Here is an 18,155-nt window from a genome sequence, read left to right as displayed (position 1 = left end):
TACCCTGTCTGTTAACAGCTATTCTTTGGGTGTTTGAAACCAGGTACGGCCGATCTAGTACGCAATTATCGCAGATTATGTTTTTGAATCTTCATGAAAGGGCCAGCAGCGCTACCGTAACGAATACTGCAAGAATGAGGATGCTGAGTCCGATGCCGGCCCGCATCGGATGCACGAGACTATCGTCGTCACGGAGCCGCTGAATAACGTTGTCCGGGGAAGTCACTGTCTGCGTGACGATGCTCGTGGCCCGAACCACTACGCGGTCTACGGCGGCGTACAGTTCGGTCACTCCAACAACGAGACCACGAGACCCGTAGAAGATAGCCGGGTTGTACAGCGAATCGACATCCGGGACGCGTCCGAGCTTCGAGAGAGGCTTTTTCGTCACCGCGAAGCCAATAAGCCCGAGGACGGCGAGGACGACCCCCTCGATGAGGTGGGGGATGGTGTAGGTCTCGTAGACGTGGTCGACAACAGCGTCGCTTGTCACGTTGAACGGAAGGATGGTGAACAGCGCCGTGTCGTACACACCGTAGATGACACAGAGCGCGGCTACCGACACCATTGCGACGCTCTGCAGGCGGTTCGCGTCCGGGACGCCGCTGTCGTACTCGCCGTGGAAGAACGCGTAGTAGCCGAACTTGATGAACGACATGAACGTCCCGACGCCGCCCAGCAGCAGCATCCACTCAAGCGTATAGAACTCACCCAGCGGGAGCGGTCCTTTGCTGAAAGTATAGTGGCTCCCGGAGATGATAATCCCTTTGCTGACGAACCCGTTGAAGCCGGGGAAGCCAGCGATAGATAGCGCAGCGACGGAGAATGCACCTGCCGTGATTGGCATCTCTCGCCAGAGACCGCCGAGTTTCTTCAGGCTCTCCGTCCCGGTCCGGTAAATAACAACACCGGCGGTCATGAACAGCAGGCCCTTGTAGAGGATGTGGTTGAACACGTGGGCGAACGCGCCAGCCTGAGCCAGTGACGACCCGATCCCGACGCCGGCGACCATGTACCCGACCTGCGACTGGATGTGATACGAGAGGAGCCGCCGCATATCGTTCTGGAACAGTGCGAACAGCGCGCCGAAGATAGCCATCCCGCCGCCCATGTACGCGATGGCTTCGTGGCCGTTGGGGAACGCGCGGTACATCCCGTAGACGCCGGTCTTGGTTGTGAACACACAGAGGAAGACGCTAGCGGCGATGTGCGGGCGCGGATAGGTGTCTGGTAGCCACGCGTGCAGGCCAATGAAGCCGACGTTGACGCCGATACCGATGGCTGCGAGCGCGGCGGCCAGTCCGGACGTGATGCCGGCCGTTTCCGGACCGCCCGGCACTGACGCGAACAGGAACGTCTCCACCGCGACGTAGTGCCGGAGGATAGCGGCCATCAACAGCGTGCCGCCCAGTCCGTGTAGCAGGGCGTACCGGAAGCCGGCCCGGACCGCCCTACCGCCGTAATGCCACACCAGCAGCGTACTGGTGATGGCCATCAGCTCCCAGAAGAAGATGAGTGTCAGCCAGTCGCCGGCGAAGACGGCTCCAAAGCTGGTCGCGACGTACGAGAGCGCGTACCCCGTCTGTGTCGTGTCCGCCTCGCTGGCGTAGGAGTAGAGTACAGCAACCGCGGCGATGAGCCCGAAGATGATCCCCATCAGCCGCGAGAACGGGTCGACGTTCAGCAGGACGGCTTCGAACCCGAGGAAGCTGTCTACATGGAGATGTGCACCTTCAGGGACCATGACCGCCCACGGCACCGCGAGCGCTGGTACGAGCGCACCGACCGCGTGACCGGCACGCCGCGGGAGTCGGGACACGACGATTGCCAGCGCCAGTAGGACGACGACTGGCGGAACCGCTGTAAGCATCGACATCAGGCCATCACCCCCGGAAGATTACCGACGATGGTGTCGACGATCCGCAGGAAGACAGCGGTGTACGGCATTGTCCCCAGCAGGAGCGACAGCGTGGCCGCAGTGAGAATTGGCCCGAGCATAAACCACGTACTCTCGCCGCCGCGCCAGCCACGGTCGTCCCAGCCCCCTGCGGGGGGGCCGCCGTGATGTTCGTGCTCCTCGTCGTGTTTCCCGAGGTGGTCCATGTGTTCCGGCCTCGGCACCTCGTCCTCGTCGGAGTGACCGCCGGTAGCGTCCGAGTCGTGGTCCTCACCGCCGTCGGCCCGAATCTCATCTCGTCCGCCGAATGGTCCCTCGATGAGTGGCTTCTCGTCGTGGCTCTCCGGCGACTCGAAGTACGCCTGATAGACGATGGGCCAGAAGTACGCGATGTTGAGGACGCCCGAGACCAGCAACGCAGCGGCGAATACGAGCCCACCGCTTTCGAGACTCAGCGCACCGATGACGAGATACCACTTGCTGACGAAGCCAGCGACCAGCGGAATCCCGGCCATCCCGGCCGCGGCGACGGCGAAGGCGGCCATCGTCAGCGGCATCCGCTTCCCGATTCCGGCCATGTCGCTGATGTCGTCGGTGTGGGTCTCGACGTGAATCGCGCCAGCACAAAAGAACAGGGTGAGTTTCATGAACGCGTGGGCGGGGATGTGAAGCAGTCCACCGGTCAGCGCCTGTCCGTGGAGCAGCCCCAGTCCCAGCACGATATACGATAGCTGGCTGATCGTCGAGTACGCCAGCCGGCGCTTGAGGTTGTCCTGCCTGAGTGCGATGATACTCGCTGTCAGGAGAGTAAAGGCCGCAATCGCGGCGAGCGGGAGGCCGACGCCGAGTTGCTCCATCGTCCCGGTTCCGTACACGTCCAGCACCACGCGAGCGATGCCGAACACACCGCTCTTGACGACTGCGACGGCGTGGAGCAGACCCGACACCGGCGTCGGCGCGACCATCGCGTCCGGGAGCCAGGAGTGCATCGGCATCAGGGCAGCCTTGACGCCGAAGCCGGCCGCCAACAGGGCGAACGCCGCCCGTGCCAGCGTCGGGTCGGCTGTCGCGAGACCTTCGAGCCCGCCCGGCGTGAACGCGGTCGTCCCAGCGAGGACGAACACGAGGACAGTCCCACCGAGGACTGCGACCCCACCGCCGAAGGTATACGCGAGGTACTTCCGGCCGGCGGCGCGGGCCTCGTCGGTCTCGTCGTGGGTGACGAGCGGGTACGTCGACACCGTCAGTAGCTCGTAGCAGACGAACAGTGTCAGCAGGTTCGACGCGAACGCGACGCCGACCGCCGATGCGAGACTGGCGGCGAACGAGGCGAAATAGCGCGTCTGGGCGTGTTCGTCCAGCCCGCGCATGTAACCGATGCTGTAGAAGCTCGTGACGATCCACAGCAGGCTCGCGAGCAGGCCAAAGAGGAGTCCCAGCGGGTCGACGGTGAACGCCAGCTCGATACCGGTAGCGAACTGTCCGATGACGAATTCATACTCCGTTCCGCTCAGGACGCCGGGGACCATGCTCGCAATGATCGCGAACTTCGCAAACGCGACGGTCAGGGTCACCCCCTCTCGCAGATTCGGCCGTCGTTTGAGCGAGAGAATCACGGGGATAGCCACCGCCGAGACGAGGATTGCCAGGATTGGGCGTAGCGACTCAGTCATTGGTTTAGAAGGGGTGGAAGCGTTTCTTCGAGCACTCTCTGCAACTCCGGTACGGCTGCGGTCAGCGCGACTGCGAGTGCGGCCGCGACAACGACGACGGCGATCATCCCGAACGAGACCGCCTGTCCGCTCCCGTCTGTGACGGGTGCCTCGTCGGGTTCCGCGTGGATGGTCGGCTCGGCGAAGTAGAGCCGCTCGACGAGGCGGGCGAAGTACGCAAGCGTCAGCAGCGTACTCGCGAGCAAGACGGCCACGACGGGCCAGTTCTCGGCGTTGACCGCGCCGAGGACGATGTACCACTTGCCGACGAAACCGACTGCTGGCGGAACGCCGACCATCGCCAGCGAAAGCACGGCGAAGGCAAACGCCGAAACCGGGACGCGGCTCCCCATCCCGGCGTAGCCGTTCACCGTCGTCGCACCCGTCTTGCGCTCGATAATGCCCGTCGCAGCGAACAATCCACCCTTCATCACTGCGTGGCCGAGCAGGTGGACAGTCGCGCCGACGACGGCCAGCGGGGTGGCGATGGCGAACCCGGCGACGACGAGGCCGAACTGTGACACTGAGGAGTACGCCAGCATCCGCTGAACGCTGTCCTGCGAGACGGCGAGCGCGCTCCCCGCGATGATGCTCACGCAGGCCAGCCCGACCAGCGCCCAGCGAGCGACGGGCACAGCCGCCAGGAACTCAACAGTGAACACAGAGAACAGCAGGCGTGCGAGCGCGTACGCCGAGACCGTCGAGACGAGCGCAGAAATGAACGCACTCACCGTGTCCGGCGCGTTCGCGTAGGCATCGGGCTGCCAGGTGTGCAAGGGGAACAGGGCGACTTTCACCGTCAGTCCGCCGACCATCAGCCCGAACCCGGTCAGGACGAGCGTCGAGTCGTACGCCGCCATCTCCCCGAGCTTCGCCGCAAGGTCGGCCATGTTGAGCGTGCCTGTCGCCGCGAGCAGGTAGCCGATGCCAAGCAGGTACAGTGAGGCCCCGACGGTCCCGATGATGAGGTATTTCAGCGCCGCGACGGCGGCACTGGCGTCCCGGCCGCTCGCCACGAGGCCGTACGCCGCAAGCCCCGTGATTTCGAGGAACACGTAGAGATTGAACACGTCGCCAGTGACCGTCATGCCCGTCAGGCCGGCGACCAGAAGCAGGTACAGGCCGTAGAAGGGACCCGAATGTGGGCCGGCCTGTCGAGCGTACGCGAGCACGCCCAGTGACACGACGGCCACGAGCACGGCGACGGCCCCTGAGAGGCCGTCGACGACGAGTTCGATACCGTACGGGGCGGCGAAACCACCGACCGCGTAGGACACGGTCCCGCTCGTGCTGACGGTCCACGCGAGCAGTCCGGCCAGGCCGGCCTGGACGACGAGCGTCAGCGTCGCGACTGGCCACCCTGCCCGCTCGCTGACAAGGCTAGCGACCAAAGGTATCGCGCCGCCGACGATGGGCAGGACCACCAGCAACACAGGGATTTGTTCAATCATAGTAGAGCTGTTTGAGTTTGTCTTCGTCCAGCGTGCCGTACTCGGCGTAGATGCGGATAATGAGCGCAAGCGCCACCGCGGTCAGGCTCACCCCGACGACGATAGCGGTCAGAATGAGCACGTGCGGGAGCGGGCTGACGTAGGGGCCACCACCATCCTTGATAATTGGCGGGTTCCCGCCGGCCCGGAACGCGAGCGTGATGAAAAACAGGAAAATGCCCGTCTGGAAGATGTTCATCCCGATGACCTTCTTTACCAGGTTCCGAGACTCAATGAGCATATACAGGCCGATGCCAAGCAGCAGCATCACCGCGAAGTAGTTGTAATGTGAGTTCAGCAGTTCAAACATCAGCTCTCATCCTCCGGTGAATCGACGGCGTGGCCGAATCCCGCCGCGAGCAGGAAAAAGAGGCCGATAGCAACGCTGGCGACGATACCACCGATGGCCAGTTCGACAAGCTCGATGGCGTAGGCGACCACATGCGAGATGAACTGCTCGTACAGGTGATACTCGAGGAAGTTCCCGCCCAGAACTATCGTTCCCAGCCCGATGGCTGCGAACGTGAGCACACCACCGGACGCGAGCGCGGCGACGACCCGAACGTCGAGCCACTCTCGAGCCGCGTCGATGCCGTAGGCGAAGGCGAGCATCATCACGACTGAGCCGGCGATGACCCCACCCTGGAAGCCACCGCCGGGGGAGTTTGCCCCGTGGAACATCACGAACAGGGCGAAGGTGAGCACGAACGGCGCGACGACGCGGACCGTCGTCATGATGATGGTGCTCTCGACGTACAGCCCGGTTCGCTCGTCGGCGCTCATGCGAACACCTCCTGTCTGAGGACGGTCAGCGCCGCGACGCCGGCCGAAAAGACCACCACGGCCTCACCCAGCGTATCGAACCCACGGTAGGCCGCGAGCACTGCCGTCACACCGTTTTTCACTTCCGTGTCTTCGTAGGCGTTTTCGAGGTAATACTGCGTTACGTCGCCGCTGACAACGGGGTTCGCAGCGCCATCCGCACCGACGGCAGGCAGCGACGGCACGGTCGCAACCATGACGATGACGAACGCGCCGACCAGCACGACGGTTCGAACGCTGATCGACTCGAACAGGCCGTTCTCCTGTGGCCGCACGGTGTTTGCCAGCGCCAGAATGAACAGTATCGTCATGATGCCGGCCCCGACAGCCGCCTCGGTCAGCCCCACGTCCGGGGCCTCAAGCATCACCCAGATAATAGAGATTCCGAGGCTGTAGGCGGCAAACGCCATGAGCGACGCCAGCACGTCACGGAGTACGGCCGCACCGATAGCACAGCCCAGCACGAACACCAGCAACAATCCCTCGATGAGCGACAGCGTCATGATTTGCCCTCCTCATCGCCGGCAGTCCACGGCTCGATACCCTGATCCTGTGCCGCCCGGGCGATAGCGTGGGCGGCGGTGGGGTTCGTCAGAAACATAAACACCAGCAGGAAGACGGCCTTGATAGTCGCGAGGTCGGTCTGAATCGCGAGCGCGGCGGCAGCAATACTGAGGACGGCTCCCAGCGTGTCGCTTTTCGATGCCGCGTGAGCGCGCGTGTACACGTCAGGCAGCCGCACGATTCCGATTGAGGCGACGCCGCCGAAGAACGCCCCGACAAGCGCGAGCGCGACAATCGCCCACTCTGTCGGCGTCATAGCACACCTCCGTGCTCGACGTTGAACTTCGAGAACGCTATCGAGAGCAGGAAGTTCAGCAAGGCGTACACGAGCGCGATATCGAGGAACAGCGGCTTATCGAGCGCGCCGGAGACGAGCGCAATTGCGATGACGGTGTTCGTCCCCATCACGTTGACCGCGATAACTCTGTCGTGGTCTGTCGGCCCTGCGAACACACGGTACAGCGCCACGATAGCGAACAGGACGAACGCGCCGGCGATAGCCAACAGTGCCGCTTCGAACTCAATCATCGTCGGCCACCTCCGGGTCGCCGATATCGCCCTCGACCGCGCCGTCGTCCCCCTGTCCTCGCTCGCGTGGCGATGGAATCGCTGCTGCCTCCCGGCCGTAGAAAACGAACCGGACGGCTCGTTCGAGGCCGCCGTCGAACAGGTCCTCTCGGGCACTGCCAGTGAGCGAATGGATATCGAACGCCTGCTCAGAGACGCTGACGGTGAGTGTCCCGGGCGTCAGCGTGATGCTGTTTGCAAGCGTCGTCACTGGTCCGTCTCCCCAGATGGCGGCCTCCAGTTCGACCATCTTCGGGTCGATGGGCAGTGACGGGTGCAAGACGACGTAGGCGATTTCGAGGTTGGCGACGGCGATTTCCTTGAGCAGGTACGGAACGTAAATCGCCAGCCGTGCGAGCTGTCTCGTAACCCGTGTCAGCGACGGCTGGCGGCTGAACGCGATCGGTGCAAGCAACGCAGTGACAATCGTCGCCGTTATCGCGCCAGTGAGGAAATCCAGCGGTTTGTACGAACTCAACAGCATGTAAAACAGATACGAGGTTCCGAAAATGGTGAGATACTTTGGGAGCGTCGCGGCGCGAGCAAGCGCGGTCGACCGCGCTGGCCGCTCGACGGGCGCGGTCTCGACCTCGATATCGCCCCGGACGAGTTCGACTTCGAGCGGCCGAAGCATCGGCGTCGTGCCGCCCGGGTTGAACTCCGGATCGAGGACGACCCGTTCGATGCTGTGTTCGTCGGCGTAGGTCAGAATTGCGTCGGCGTAATCACCGGGGCTGAACAGGTAGCGGTCGGCACCGATGACGCCCAGTTCAACGTCGAGATTCGACGGCGGGACAGCACCCAGGTCTTCGTCGAGCCAGACCTCGATTCGGTCGAGCAGGTCCTTTGCCTGGCCGAGTTCCGTCTGGGCGTCAGGGTCAACAGCGCGCGTGCTTGCGACGGCGACGAGGTGTAGCGATATCTGTTGTTGTCCCTCTTTGGCCGCCGATTCGGCCTGTTCAACGGCGTAGGCGACGGTGTTACGGACCGTCACCGAATCAGCTACTGGCACGAGCAGGCGACGGGGTGGTGGTACAGTCACAGTCTCTGTTTAGAAACTCCGAATAGGCGGTTCGTCGGGCAGTACTATCGTTATCGGACCGGAGCAACGGAACACGCAAAACTATTTCGTAATCGGTTACGCTCTCAGTCACGACTGGACAGATGGTCACCGAGTTCGTCGGCGACACGGGCACCCAGCCCCTGCTTTTCCCCGATGTACTCCGTGGCCGAGTCTCCGTCGACAAGTATGGCACGCGTCTCGTCGCCACCCATTACGCTCGCGTCGTTAGCGACCACGAAGGTCAGCCCGGCCCGCTCCCGTATCTCGCGGGCGCGCTCGATTAGCGTCCCGTCGTCGCCCTCTGTCTCGACTTTGAACCCGACGATAGGGAGGTCGGGGTGATCCGAGCGAACGGTGTCGATGAGTTTCGGCGTCGGCTGCAGCGTCAGCGTCAGCTCCGCCTGCCCGCTCTTGATTTTCTCGGGGGCCTCCTCGACGGTGTAATCCGAGATGGCGGCCGCGGAGACCAGCGCGTCGGCCGAGTCGGCGACTCGACGGACGGCCTCGGTCATTTCCTCGGCGGATTCGACCTGCTCCACAGTGGCGTACGGCACATCTGACCCGTCGTGAACGAGCGTCACGTCGGCTCCACGAACGTAACAAGCCCGTGCGACTGCCCGCCCGGTCCGCCCCGAAGAACGGTTCGAAAGCGTCCGAACCGGATCGACTGACTCTGTGGTCGCACCCGCAGTCACGACGACGTGCTTGCCTGCAAGCGGTCGGTCGCCCGCTGCCCGGGCGGTCGCCGTGACGATGGCCCCCTCGGTCGCGATTTTGGCCTTCCCCTCCTCGATTCGCGGGTCAACGAACTCGACGCCCCAGGACTCGACGCGGTCGATTGCCTCCAGTACGCCGGGGTGGTCGTACATCGGCTCGTGCATTGCCGGTGCGACGACGACCGGCACGTCCGCGCCGAGAGCGGTCGTCACACACGTCGTCACGGGCGTGTCGTCGATTGCCGCGGCGACCTTGCCGACAGTGTTTGCCGTTGCAGGCGCGAGCAAGAATACATCGCCCCAGCCCGAGCGCCCGCAGAGGTCGACGTGTTCGACGTCGCCCGTGATTTCGGTAATCACCTGATTGTCCGTCGCGAACGACAGCGCCCACGGATGGATGATACCCGTCGCGCTGTCGGTCATCACCGCCCGGACGGACGCCCCCTGTCGTCGGAGTTCGTGTGCGAGTTCAACCGTCTTGACGGCCGCGATAGACCCCGACACCCCCAGAACGACGTTGACTCCGGTCAGCATACCTGCCGGTTCGCGGTGCGTGGGTAAAAGCCCCTGTCTCTCCGGCGGCACTAGTCGCTGTCGCCCGCGATCTGCTCACTCCGATTGCCGCTCTCGTCACTGCTGATACGTGGCCTCCCGTCGTGCGCGTTCAGTGCGAGGCTGAACGCGGCTATCGCCAGCAGAACCAGCCCGAGTGCGACTACCGAACTGAACGAGAGTCCGGTCGACGGAGTCGGAACCGCGACCGGGATGAGTACGTATCGAACGACCAGCACAAGGAGAACGGCCCCGGCGAGGATCGCCGCAGTTCCGGTGACGTGGACGAACTGGCTGTCGGTCGTGTCGGCGTCCCGGCCCAGTTGTTTTCCGATACTGCTTGCGTGCGCGCCGGTGTCCCAGACCAGTAGCGCCGCCGCGCTCCCGACGAGGACGAGTATCGGTGCGAGTCCGCGCTCAGCCCCGAACAACGTCACGATGAACAGGAGCGCGCTTCCAGCTGCGAACCCTGCCGTCTGCCGGGATAGCAACTCTGAATCGACCAGCTCAGCCAGTAGTGTGACGAGTCCACGGAGGACGACGACCGAAATCAAGACGCCGAGGAGCAACACAGTAGCCGAGCCGTAGTGGCCGCCCCCGGCATACGTGGGCGCTATTCGCCGGGTCACGCCAGCGGCTGTAAGGATCAGCGCGCCCAGCAACAGCACCACAGGGAGCATGATACTACCGGTCTGCCGCGCCAGCAACCGTCCGGGGTTGTCCCCCAGCCACTGTAGCAGCCATTGCCGGAGCCGTTCGACGACGAGAATACACAGTACGGCCAGGAGCCCGACTGCAAGGGGGAGATGGAGCAGGCCACTGAAGGCGACCCGCAGAGCCGGCCCGAGCACCGGGAGACTGTGGAGAAAACGGTCGAACAGTCCCTGTGCTGTCGGTATAAACGCCACGAGCAACTGCAGGCCAACGGCGGCTTTGAGCGAGATGTCGATATCCCACCAGCTTCGTCCCAGCAGGTCCAGCCGCCCAAGCGCTCGGTCTGTCGTCGCCGCGGGTGCCGGAATCCACGACTCCAGCGTCTCCGTCGCCCGGTCCAGCAACAACAGGGCGGTCAGGATCCCGGCCTGTAGCGTCACGAAGCCCACGAGCGGATGGAGAGAGAAGCCGGTGACGACATGTACGAGCACCCAGGGCAGCCTGACGGCAGCCGCGACGGCACAGACGATTGTGATGAGGATGCCGGCCACCAGCATCACGAAACTCTCGTCGAGCATTGTCGAGAGTTCGTCCGACGCCTCAGCCGGCGGCACTAACCCGCTACTCGCGTCGATAACGACGAGCGTGGCGGCCAGCGGGAACCCGAGCGCCGCAACGAGTGACCGGTAGTCAGCCGCCAGCAGCGCGGTCCCACAGAACACGCCCGCACCGATGACGATGGCGACGCTGCCGCAGGCGATACGCTTGTGGGCATCGCTGCGGAGCGCCCAGACTCCGGCCGCGATGCAGAGTCCGCCGACGAAGCTGGCCAGCACTGGTATCGCGTCCGCGACAGCGAGACCGAGGACGAGCGAAACGAGCACCGCGACTGTCCCGGCCAGCGCCGCGCTCGATGCCGCCGGTCGACTGTCGAGTTCCGTCATTCCCACCGCTCCGTCGCGCGAATGAGGGCTTTAGCGAGCGGTTCCGTGGGCGTCCAGTCGACGACTCGAACTGAGCCTCGAAGAGCGTTGAGGCGGGCTGTTCGGTCGATTTGCTCGACGGTACTTCCCGGACTGTCGCCGGTCGTCATATCCGGACTGACGACCGTAACCGCGTGTCCGTACGCGGCGAGTCGTTTCGCCGAATCGGCCGCCCGGTCGTCGAGCAGGGGTGTACAGAATACGATCTGTGATTCACTCGGTATCGAGCGGTCGAGCGTCGCCACCGCGTCCCCGCCGTCAGTGATACCGTACCGGTCTGCGGTCTCGGTCGGCGACTGCATTCGCCGAGTACGGGTGTCGGTGTCGAGCAGCCACGACTTACGGGTCCCCGTCGGCCTGTCGGCCGACCCGTCCACAACCGCTTCCAGAAACGCCTCTAATCGCTGCTCCTGTGCCCGATTAGCCGATGGCTGCAGCGTCTCGCAACTGTCGTAGACGGCGGCCCCGACGCGGTTGTCCGTCGCCAGAAGCGCCGCGCCGACCTGCTGGGCCGCGTAGACGCAGAACTGGACGGCCGTGGGCGCGCCTGCGTTGCCTGCAACGGGATGTCTCGAATCTACCAGCGTGACAACGGTGGCCGCTCGTGTCTCCTTGAACTCGACTGTCGCCAGTTCATTCGTCTTCGCGAAGCGGTTCCAGTCGACGCGGCTCATCGGGTCCGAGGACTGATGCTCGCGGATCGCGTAGAACGCGAGCCCGTTCCCGCCGGCGTCCGTCGGCACACGCCCCGACTGTGAAAGGGTCTGGCCCGAAAGCGGAACGGTGTCCACACTGGCACTGCACGAGAGCGTCGTCTCGGCGGTGACCTGCCCGGCGAATTCGACGGTCCCGGTCAGGTTCCGGCAGGCGATTGCCACGTCGGTGAACGCATGGTCGCCACGCCGGGCTTCGACGGTGTAGGTGACCGAATCCGACGCACCGGCTTCGAGGTGGGTCCCGAACCGCGGTGAGCCGTCGATGACCTCGAGCCGCTCCGGGACGCCGTCGAGGACGCGAACGTCGGGCAGGGTCGCGCCCCCGTCGTTCGTGAGCGTCAGCGTCACTGTCACCTCTGTGCCGGGGAGCGGGTCGGTCGGCTCGATGCGCCGCTCGACTGTGAGCGTCGGTTCGGGGTCGCCGATAGCCGTCTGATAGGCCGCATACACCAGCGCCACTGCCGCGACCATGAAAACCGCCGGGTTCCCGGTGACGATGCCGGCTCCGCCGGCAACCAGCGCGGCCGAGACGCCGACGTTGCGCTGTGTAGTCTCGCGCGTGCTCACGACTGCTCACCCCGCTGGAGCCGTCGTATCTCTGTTACCGCCGCCTCGACCTTTCGGTCGAACCCCGCACCGCTGGCCCAGTCCCGTAGCTGCATCTCGATAGGTGGGGCAGGTGCGTCCGGGCCGCCGAGGAAGGCTATTGCCCGGCGGTCGTCCGTCCACGACCCAGCCCGAACTTCTCGGGCTGCTGCCTCTGTCGACAGCTCCGCCGTTTCGACCAGCACCTGTCGCGCGGCTTCGCGGAGTCTGTTCCTGATTTCCGACGCGTGACTCGCTTCGAGGCCGTTGTAGGGGTCAACACGCCCGTCGATTTTTTCGAGCAATTCGTCGATGTCGTCGCCGACCAGCGCGCCGGAGTCTGCCTGTGTCGCTTTCGGTTCCAGTAGCTCATCGAGCAGCTCTGTCGACTCGTCGCCCGAACCGTCGTGATACGGCTCACGCGGTTGTTTCCCTCGTACCGGCGGCAGCGTCGAGTCCTGTGTCCGAACAACAGTGTACAGGCCAAAAAGTCCGATGGCGGCGGCGCTGACGCTTGCGACGAGCTGTAGTTGCCTGGCCGACCCGCTCCCGACGTTCGGAAGTACTGATGGGAAGGTGACGACGAACACAGCGCCGGCAAGTGCAGCGAGTCCCAGCAGGGTGTATCGGACGAACCTGGACCCCGGTGTCGGGTGGTCGACGCTGACATCGATGGTCGCCCGGGCGGTTCCCGCTTGCTCGTTCCGCGATTCCGCGCCATTCATCAGTTGTCACCTCGGTTGAAGAGGTCTCTGAGGGCGTTCCGAGCCGATTCTGTTCGCTCTCCGGTCGCCGACCGCCTGCCGTATTCGACTTCCCGGAAGAGGGTCGTTAGCTGGCGGACGGGCGCTTCCGGAAGCCCGCTGTCGATAGCCCGGCGAGCGTACTCCCCTGGCGTCGCCGTCTCGGGGTCCGGGACTGACACACGGTCAGCCAGCAGTGCCCATGCCTCCCGCACCGACAGTGAATCGATGTCCGGCCCCGCCTCTGCCGTCGATTCGGCGGCCGCTGTCCGCCCGGACGCTGTATCCGACGACCCAAACAGCGACGGGCTGTCGACGCCACTCCGAACTGAGGCAAGGAAGCCGCTGGACCCACCGAAGCCGCTCAGCGCTCTGAACGGCGCAACTGAGAGCGACCCGAGCGCGCTCGGCAGACCGGCGACGCCCCGCAGTGACATCGTGCCGACCGACCCGAACCCCGTCGCCAGTCCGGACAGGATACCGCCGGAGACGGCAGCGAGACCGGCCCCGACTCGTGCGAGCGCCGACGATCCCGAGAGTAGCGCGGCGGTCGTCACCTTCGGAATCCGGGCGAGAGTCCGCCCCACCGCGCCGTCCGAAACTGCTGAGACCACTGTCCCGAACAGCGTATCCAGAATCGGATGCAGGTGGAGTCCAGCCGCTGTCGATCCGTCACCCTCGGCGTCCGATGCGGCACGAATAACACTGACTGCGACGACGCCGAACCCGCCGATAAGCGCCAGCCCGAGCAGTTTCACCAGCACTGGAGACCCGCTGTCTTCGCCTTCACCGGCTACCGGCGTCTCTGTCGCCGTCTCCGTCGGTGTTGGCGTCGCTGTCGCCGATGGAGTATCGCTCGTCGCTCCCGGCGGCGTCTCTGTCCCATCACTGGTCGCTACCGGTGTCGGCCCGCCGTCGACTTCGCCGGGGGCTGTTCCATCGGGCGTGACCGGCTCGCTCGCTCGACTGTCGAGGGGGCCGCTCGACTCGAATTCGACGCCGAGCGCGCCGGGAAACAGCGCTGTGCCGAACAGGACAGCGACCGCACAGAGGAGGGCGAGGGCGGCACGTACCAGCTTTGTTGACACTACGGCCCCGTTCCCGGCGGCAGAGTAAATACTTTCCCTCACTGCTAGACTGTCTGAGCAGAAAACCTTTCATCCGCTGTGGGTATAGCAGAACTACCACTATGCGGACACTGACCCGCCGGATGCTGTGGACCCTCCTGCTCCTCCTTGCCGTCGACATCGCTGTGGTCGCTACCGCGGCGGTGCTTCTGACACCCTGGCTTGCGCCGGTTCGGGACGCCGTTGCCACCTCCCTCCCGTTCGGTGGGGCGTCGGCACGCATCGCCTGGTGGGTGGCTGTTCTCGTCCCCGCACTCGTGGCGTTTGTCTGGGCTCAGCTTCGATACACCAGTGCCCAGACGATGGCTGAAGTCGACGCTCGCATCGTCGGCCCCGAGGAGTACCCCGCCCTCCACGAGCGAGTACAGCGGCTCGCGCAACTGGCCGACCTCACGCCGCCACGGATTGCCGTCACAGACGCCGAGGTACCGAACAGTTTCGCCATCGGAACGCTCGGTGGCGCGACGGTGGTCGTCAGCGAGGGACTGCTGTCGGTTCTTGACGGCGACGAACTCGACGCCGTGCTGGCCCACGAACTCATGCACGTCGCCAACCGCGACGCGACTGTCATGACGCTGGCCAGCTTCCTCCCGTCGCTGACAAACGGCGAGTACGACCCGCTTGCGGACCTGCTCCCGGGCGAGAGTCGTTACGCGCCCGGATTGGTCGCGCTCGGTCTCGCATATGTGTGCAGCGCCCGGGTGCTTGAGGCCCCGTTCGGAAGCCTCTCGTTCACGCTCGGGTTCCTGTTCCTGTTCGCGGTGACAGTCCTGTTCGGCGGCGTCGCGCTGGGCGTGTTCACCGCTCCCGTCGTTGTTCTGGGGCGGTCGCTGTCGCGCGCTCGGGAGTTCGCCGCCGACCGGAGCGCGGCACAGTTGACCGGCGACCCCGCCGCGCTCGTCGGGGCGTTAGAGACGCTCGACGGAGATGACGACCGCCCGAGGACCGACAAGCGCTCGGCGCACGCGGGCGTCCGCGGCCTGTGTTTCCTCCCGTACGGGTTCGATTCCGACGGGCCGACGGACTCGCTGGCCATCGAAACACGGTCCCACCCACCGACAGCCGAGCGGATCGAGCGACTGCAGGCGGTCGCACGCTCGCTCGAACAGGGTCAGTCTGACTCCTGATCGACGCTCGGGTGCATCGTCGGCTCGCCCGGCATCGGCTCCTCGAAGTACCGCCGCATGACCTCCAGTGACTCCTGTTCACGTTGCTTGCGCTCTGTCTCGTCGATTTCTTCACAGCCCGGCGGAACCGGTCGGTCGCGGCCGGTGAAATACCCCTCCGGGGCGGTCCAGTCGTGATAAAAGTCGACGTCGGAGTCCTCTATCAGTGTAAGCCCGACTTGTGCGCCGTGGCCCGCGGCGACGATGGTCTGGTGATGCTGCTCGGCCAGCCGGCCGGCCGCGTACAGCCCCTCGATATCGGTCCGGCCCTGCTCGTCGGTCGAGATGAACTGCTTCGACCCCCGGTCGACGAGCGAGATGTCCAGCCCGTTCAGATACGACGGGTCCGACCAGGACGCAGCGATGAGGTATGTCGCGTTGTATGAGTCGCCACCGGCACAGGTCACGTCGAACCCTCCCGCAGTCTCCGCCACCTGCTCGGCTTCGCCGTCGATGAACCAGACGCCGGCGCGCCGCGCCTGTGCCCGCATGAGTTCGAGCAGGAGCCGGGGGTTGATTCCCGCCGGGAATCCGGGATAATTCTCCAGATGTGCGTTGCGGTTCAGTATCGACTCGCCGGTCGAGATGATCCGGGTCGACAGGCCGGCGCGAGCGGTGTAGATCGCCGCCGACAGCCCGGCGACGCCCCCGCCCACGATGATGACTTCTTCGCGGTCGGTTGGCATAGACAGATGTTTCCAGTGGGGGCAAAGAAACGTGCCGGTTTGAGACCTATAGACGGGGAGCGGCCAGTAACAGCCCCTACAGGGCACACACCGGGCGGTACAGTTTCTGAGGTGACCCGAAGCCTCATAACGATACACCCACTAAAGGCGTCGTAATGACCGACACCGTCGACGAGGTCGATATGCCGTACGACGATGACGCGTCTCAGCAACAGAAGATCGAGGCGCTGCAGGAGCGGCTAGAGGTGCTCGAATCGCAGAACGAGGAGATGCGCGACAAACTGCTGGACGCGAACGCGGAGAACAACAAGTACCAGCAGAAGCTCGAACGACTCACACACGAGAACAAGAAGCTCAAACAGTCACCGCTGTTCGTCGCGACCGTTCAGGAACTCTCCAGCGATGGCGTGATTATCAAACAGCACGGCAACAACCAAGAGGCCCTGACCGAGGTCACCGACGAGATGCGGGAGGAACTGGAACCCGACGACCGCGTCGCCGTCAACAACTCCCTCTCTATCGTCAAGCAACTGGACGACGAGACCGACGTTCGCGCCCGCGTGATGCAGGTTGACCAGTCGCCGGACGTGACCTTCGCCGACATCGGCGGCATCGAAGAGCAGATGGAGGAGGTCCGCGAGACCGTCGAGATGCCACTGAAGAGCCCTGAGATGTTCGAAGACGTGGGCATCGACCCGCCGAGTGGTGTTCTGCTGCACGGCCCGCCCGGCACCGGGAAGACGATGCTGGCAAAGGCCGTCGCCAACGAGACAGACGCGACGTTCATCAAGATGGCCGGCTCCGAACTGGTCCACAAGTTCATCGGCGAGGGCGCGAAACTCGTCCGGGACCTGTTCGAACTGGCCCGGCAGGAGGAGCCCGCCGTCGTCTTCATCGACGAGATAGACGCTATCGCGGCCAAGCGGACGGAGTCGAAGACCTCCGGCGACGCCGAGGTCCAGCGGACGATGATGCAACTGCTCTCGGAGATGGACGGCTTCGACGACCGCGGCGACATCCGCATCATCGCGGCGACGAACCGCTTCGATATGCTCGACCGCGCCATCCTCCGCCCCGGTCGCTTCGACCGTCTCATCGAAGTCCCGAACCCCGACCTCGAAGGTCGCAAACAGATCTTCCAGATCCACACTCGCAGCATGAATGTCTCCGACGACGTGGACTTCGAGGCACTGGCCGAAGAGATAACGGACGCCTCCGGTGCTGACGTGAAAGCCATCTGTACCGAGGCTGGGATGTTCGCCATCCGCGACGACCGAACCGAGGTCACTATGGCGGACTTCCACGACGCCTGGGAGAAGATTCAGCAGGAGGAGACCGACGACGAGGACGTCTCCCGGACGTTCGCCTGATTTCGGCAGCGTTTCCATCCGGTTCTCCACGCTTTTGTAGGTCTGTAGTCACCGCTGTGACGCGCAACTGCGCTGTCGTGCTCGCCCGTTTCAGAACACAGTTACCACTCCGGTCCTGACCTGCTAGTATGGCCGTCGCAGATACACTCCAGTCGCGTGCCCGCGCTCGTCCGCGGCTCGTCACCGCCGTCGTCTCGGTCGTTGGCTACGCGCTCGTGTTCGGCGCGTTCGGTGGCGTATTACCCCTCCCCGAGCTCTCGAACGGCATCGTCATCCTGCTGGGTGACGCAATCGCCGTCGTCAACAGCGTCGCGCTGCTGGCAATCGTCGCCGGCGTCTACTTCATCAAGAACGACCAGGTCCAGAAACACCGCGCGGCGATGCTGACGGCGTTTACCCTCATCATGGTGTTCCTGACGCTGTACATCCTCAAGGTCGGTGGCGGCTTCGAGAAGGAAATCGTCGCCGAAGGGTTCGTCTGGACGGCGTACATCGTGATGCTGGCTATCCACATCCTGCTGTCCGCGGTGTCCGTGCCCGTCGTCGTTCACGCCGTCGTCCTCGGGCTGACACACTCCCCGGCCGAACTCAGAGAGACGGTCCATGCTCGTGTGGGCCGCATCGCCGTCTCCGCCTGGGGGCTGAGCCTGTTCCTCGGACTCGTGACCTACGTGATGTTGAACCACATCTACGGCTGGGTGCCCCGGTAGGCGACCCCGCGCCGCCCGTGCGGTGGCGAACG

The 18,155-nt window shown here is 64.4% G+C and carries 18 protein-coding genes; 3 read left to right on the top strand and 15 right to left on the bottom strand.

Annotation, left to right across the window (positions count from 1 at the left end; translation table 11 throughout):
- Nucleotides 1-91: 91 nt before the first annotated feature.
- The 14 genes from D3D01_RS02125 to D3D01_RS02060 form a co-directional block, all read right to left on the bottom strand.
- A complete protein-coding gene (locus D3D01_RS02125) occupies nucleotides 92-1,876 on the bottom strand; it encodes a Na(+)/H(+) antiporter subunit D (RefSeq protein ID WP_121511088.1) in 1,785 nt (594 codons plus the stop codon).
- On the bottom strand, nucleotides 1,876-3,570 hold the full coding sequence (locus D3D01_RS02120; protein ID WP_121511087.1) for a cation:proton antiporter: 1,695 nt from the start codon (nucleotides 3,568-3,570) through the stop codon (nucleotides 1,876-1,878). Before D3D01_RS02120 ends, D3D01_RS02125 begins: the two co-directional genes overlap by 1 nt.
- The gene (locus tag D3D01_RS02115) at nucleotides 3,567-5,060 is read right to left on the bottom strand and encodes a monovalent cation/H+ antiporter subunit D family protein (protein ID WP_121511086.1); all 1,494 of its coding nucleotides are present in this window, start codon (nucleotides 5,058-5,060) and stop codon (nucleotides 3,567-3,569) included. The genes D3D01_RS02120 and D3D01_RS02115 overlap by 4 nt, the downstream gene beginning before the upstream one ends.
- Complete coding sequence (locus D3D01_RS02110; RefSeq protein WP_053966163.1) at nucleotides 5,053-5,409, bottom strand: cation:proton antiporter subunit C; 357 nt, start codon at nucleotides 5,407-5,409, stop codon at nucleotides 5,053-5,055. The genes D3D01_RS02115 and D3D01_RS02110 overlap by 8 nt, the downstream gene beginning before the upstream one ends.
- Nucleotides 5,409-5,882, bottom strand: coding sequence for a Na(+)/H(+) antiporter subunit B (locus D3D01_RS02105; protein WP_121511085.1), 474 nt, complete (start codon nucleotides 5,880-5,882; stop codon nucleotides 5,409-5,411). The genes D3D01_RS02110 and D3D01_RS02105 overlap by 1 nt, the downstream gene beginning before the upstream one ends.
- Nucleotides 5,879-6,424: a DUF4040 domain-containing protein gene (locus D3D01_RS02100; protein WP_101349445.1), complete on the bottom strand. Its 546-nt coding sequence runs from the start codon at nucleotides 6,422-6,424 to the stop codon at nucleotides 5,879-5,881. Before D3D01_RS02100 ends, D3D01_RS02105 begins: the two co-directional genes overlap by 4 nt.
- Complete coding sequence (mnhG, locus tag D3D01_RS02095) at nucleotides 6,421-6,741, bottom strand: monovalent cation/H(+) antiporter subunit G (RefSeq protein WP_121511084.1); 321 nt, start codon at nucleotides 6,739-6,741, stop codon at nucleotides 6,421-6,423. Before mnhG ends, D3D01_RS02100 begins: the two co-directional genes overlap by 4 nt.
- Nucleotides 6,738-7,013 (bottom strand): cation:proton antiporter, encoded by a 276-nt coding sequence (locus tag D3D01_RS02090; protein WP_004518724.1) that lies wholly within the window; start codon nucleotides 7,011-7,013, stop codon nucleotides 6,738-6,740. The genes mnhG and D3D01_RS02090 overlap by 4 nt, the downstream gene beginning before the upstream one ends.
- On the bottom strand, nucleotides 7,006-8,046 hold the full coding sequence (locus D3D01_RS02085; protein ID WP_233563210.1) for a monovalent cation/H+ antiporter subunit E: 1,041 nt from the start codon (nucleotides 8,044-8,046) through the stop codon (nucleotides 7,006-7,008). Before D3D01_RS02085 ends, D3D01_RS02090 begins: the two co-directional genes overlap by 8 nt.
- A 152-nt stretch (nucleotides 8,047-8,198) precedes the next feature.
- Nucleotides 8,199-9,365: a bifunctional phosphopantothenoylcysteine decarboxylase/phosphopantothenate--cysteine ligase CoaBC gene (gene coaBC / locus D3D01_RS02080; protein ID WP_121511083.1), complete on the bottom strand. Its 1,167-nt coding sequence runs from the start codon at nucleotides 9,363-9,365 to the stop codon at nucleotides 8,199-8,201.
- Between the two features lie 50 nt (nucleotides 9,366-9,415).
- Entirely contained in the window at nucleotides 9,416-10,981 is a 1,566-nt protein-coding gene (locus D3D01_RS02075; protein WP_121511082.1) for a hypothetical protein, read from the bottom strand.
- Nucleotides 10,978-12,303, bottom strand: a complete 1,326-nt coding sequence (locus D3D01_RS02070; protein ID WP_121511081.1) for a DUF58 domain-containing protein — start codon at nucleotides 12,301-12,303, stop codon at nucleotides 10,978-10,980. Before D3D01_RS02070 ends, D3D01_RS02075 begins: the two co-directional genes overlap by 4 nt.
- The gene (locus D3D01_RS02065; protein WP_121511080.1) at nucleotides 12,300-13,046 is read right to left on the bottom strand and encodes a hypothetical protein; all 747 of its coding nucleotides are present in this window, start codon (nucleotides 13,044-13,046) and stop codon (nucleotides 12,300-12,302) included. The genes D3D01_RS02070 and D3D01_RS02065 overlap by 4 nt, the downstream gene beginning before the upstream one ends.
- Nucleotides 13,046-14,152: a DUF4129 domain-containing protein gene (locus D3D01_RS02060; protein WP_121511079.1), complete on the bottom strand. Its 1,107-nt coding sequence runs from the start codon at nucleotides 14,150-14,152 to the stop codon at nucleotides 13,046-13,048. The genes D3D01_RS02065 and D3D01_RS02060 overlap by 1 nt, the downstream gene beginning before the upstream one ends.
- A gap of 101 nt (nucleotides 14,153-14,253) precedes the next feature.
- Here D3D01_RS02060 and D3D01_RS02055 point away from each other — a divergent pair, with 101 nt between their 5' ends.
- Entirely contained in the window at nucleotides 14,254-15,318 is a 1,065-nt protein-coding gene (locus tag D3D01_RS02055) for a M48 family metalloprotease (RefSeq protein ID WP_101349452.1), read from the top strand.
- On the opposite strand, the gene D3D01_RS02050 is transcribed toward D3D01_RS02055, so the two are convergent.
- Nucleotides 15,303-16,043 carry an NAD(P)/FAD-dependent oxidoreductase gene (locus D3D01_RS02050; RefSeq protein ID WP_121511078.1) on the bottom strand — a complete coding sequence of 247 codons (741 nt, stop codon included), beginning with the start codon at nucleotides 16,041-16,043 and terminating at the stop codon, nucleotides 15,303-15,305. The two genes, D3D01_RS02055 and D3D01_RS02050, sit on opposite strands and share 16 nt — an antisense overlap.
- Before the next feature lie 155 nt (nucleotides 16,044-16,198).
- Here D3D01_RS02050 and D3D01_RS02045 point away from each other — a divergent pair, with 155 nt between their 5' ends.
- A complete protein-coding gene (locus D3D01_RS02045; protein ID WP_101349454.1) occupies nucleotides 16,199-17,413 on the top strand; it encodes a proteasome-activating nucleotidase in 1,215 nt (404 codons plus the stop codon).
- A gap of 128 nt (nucleotides 17,414-17,541) precedes the next feature.
- Nucleotides 17,542-18,123, top strand: a complete 582-nt coding sequence (locus D3D01_RS02040; protein WP_121511077.1) for a DUF420 domain-containing protein — start codon at nucleotides 17,542-17,544, stop codon at nucleotides 18,121-18,123.
- The last annotated feature ends 32 nt before the right edge of the window (nucleotides 18,124-18,155 follow it).

It is taken from the genome of Haloarcula sp. Atlit-7R (assembly GCF_003666065.1).
GTDB lineage: Archaea > Halobacteriota > Halobacteria > Halobacteriales > Haloarculaceae > Haloarcula > Haloarcula taiwanensis.
This window is presented reverse-complemented; position numbering and strand designations above follow the sequence as displayed.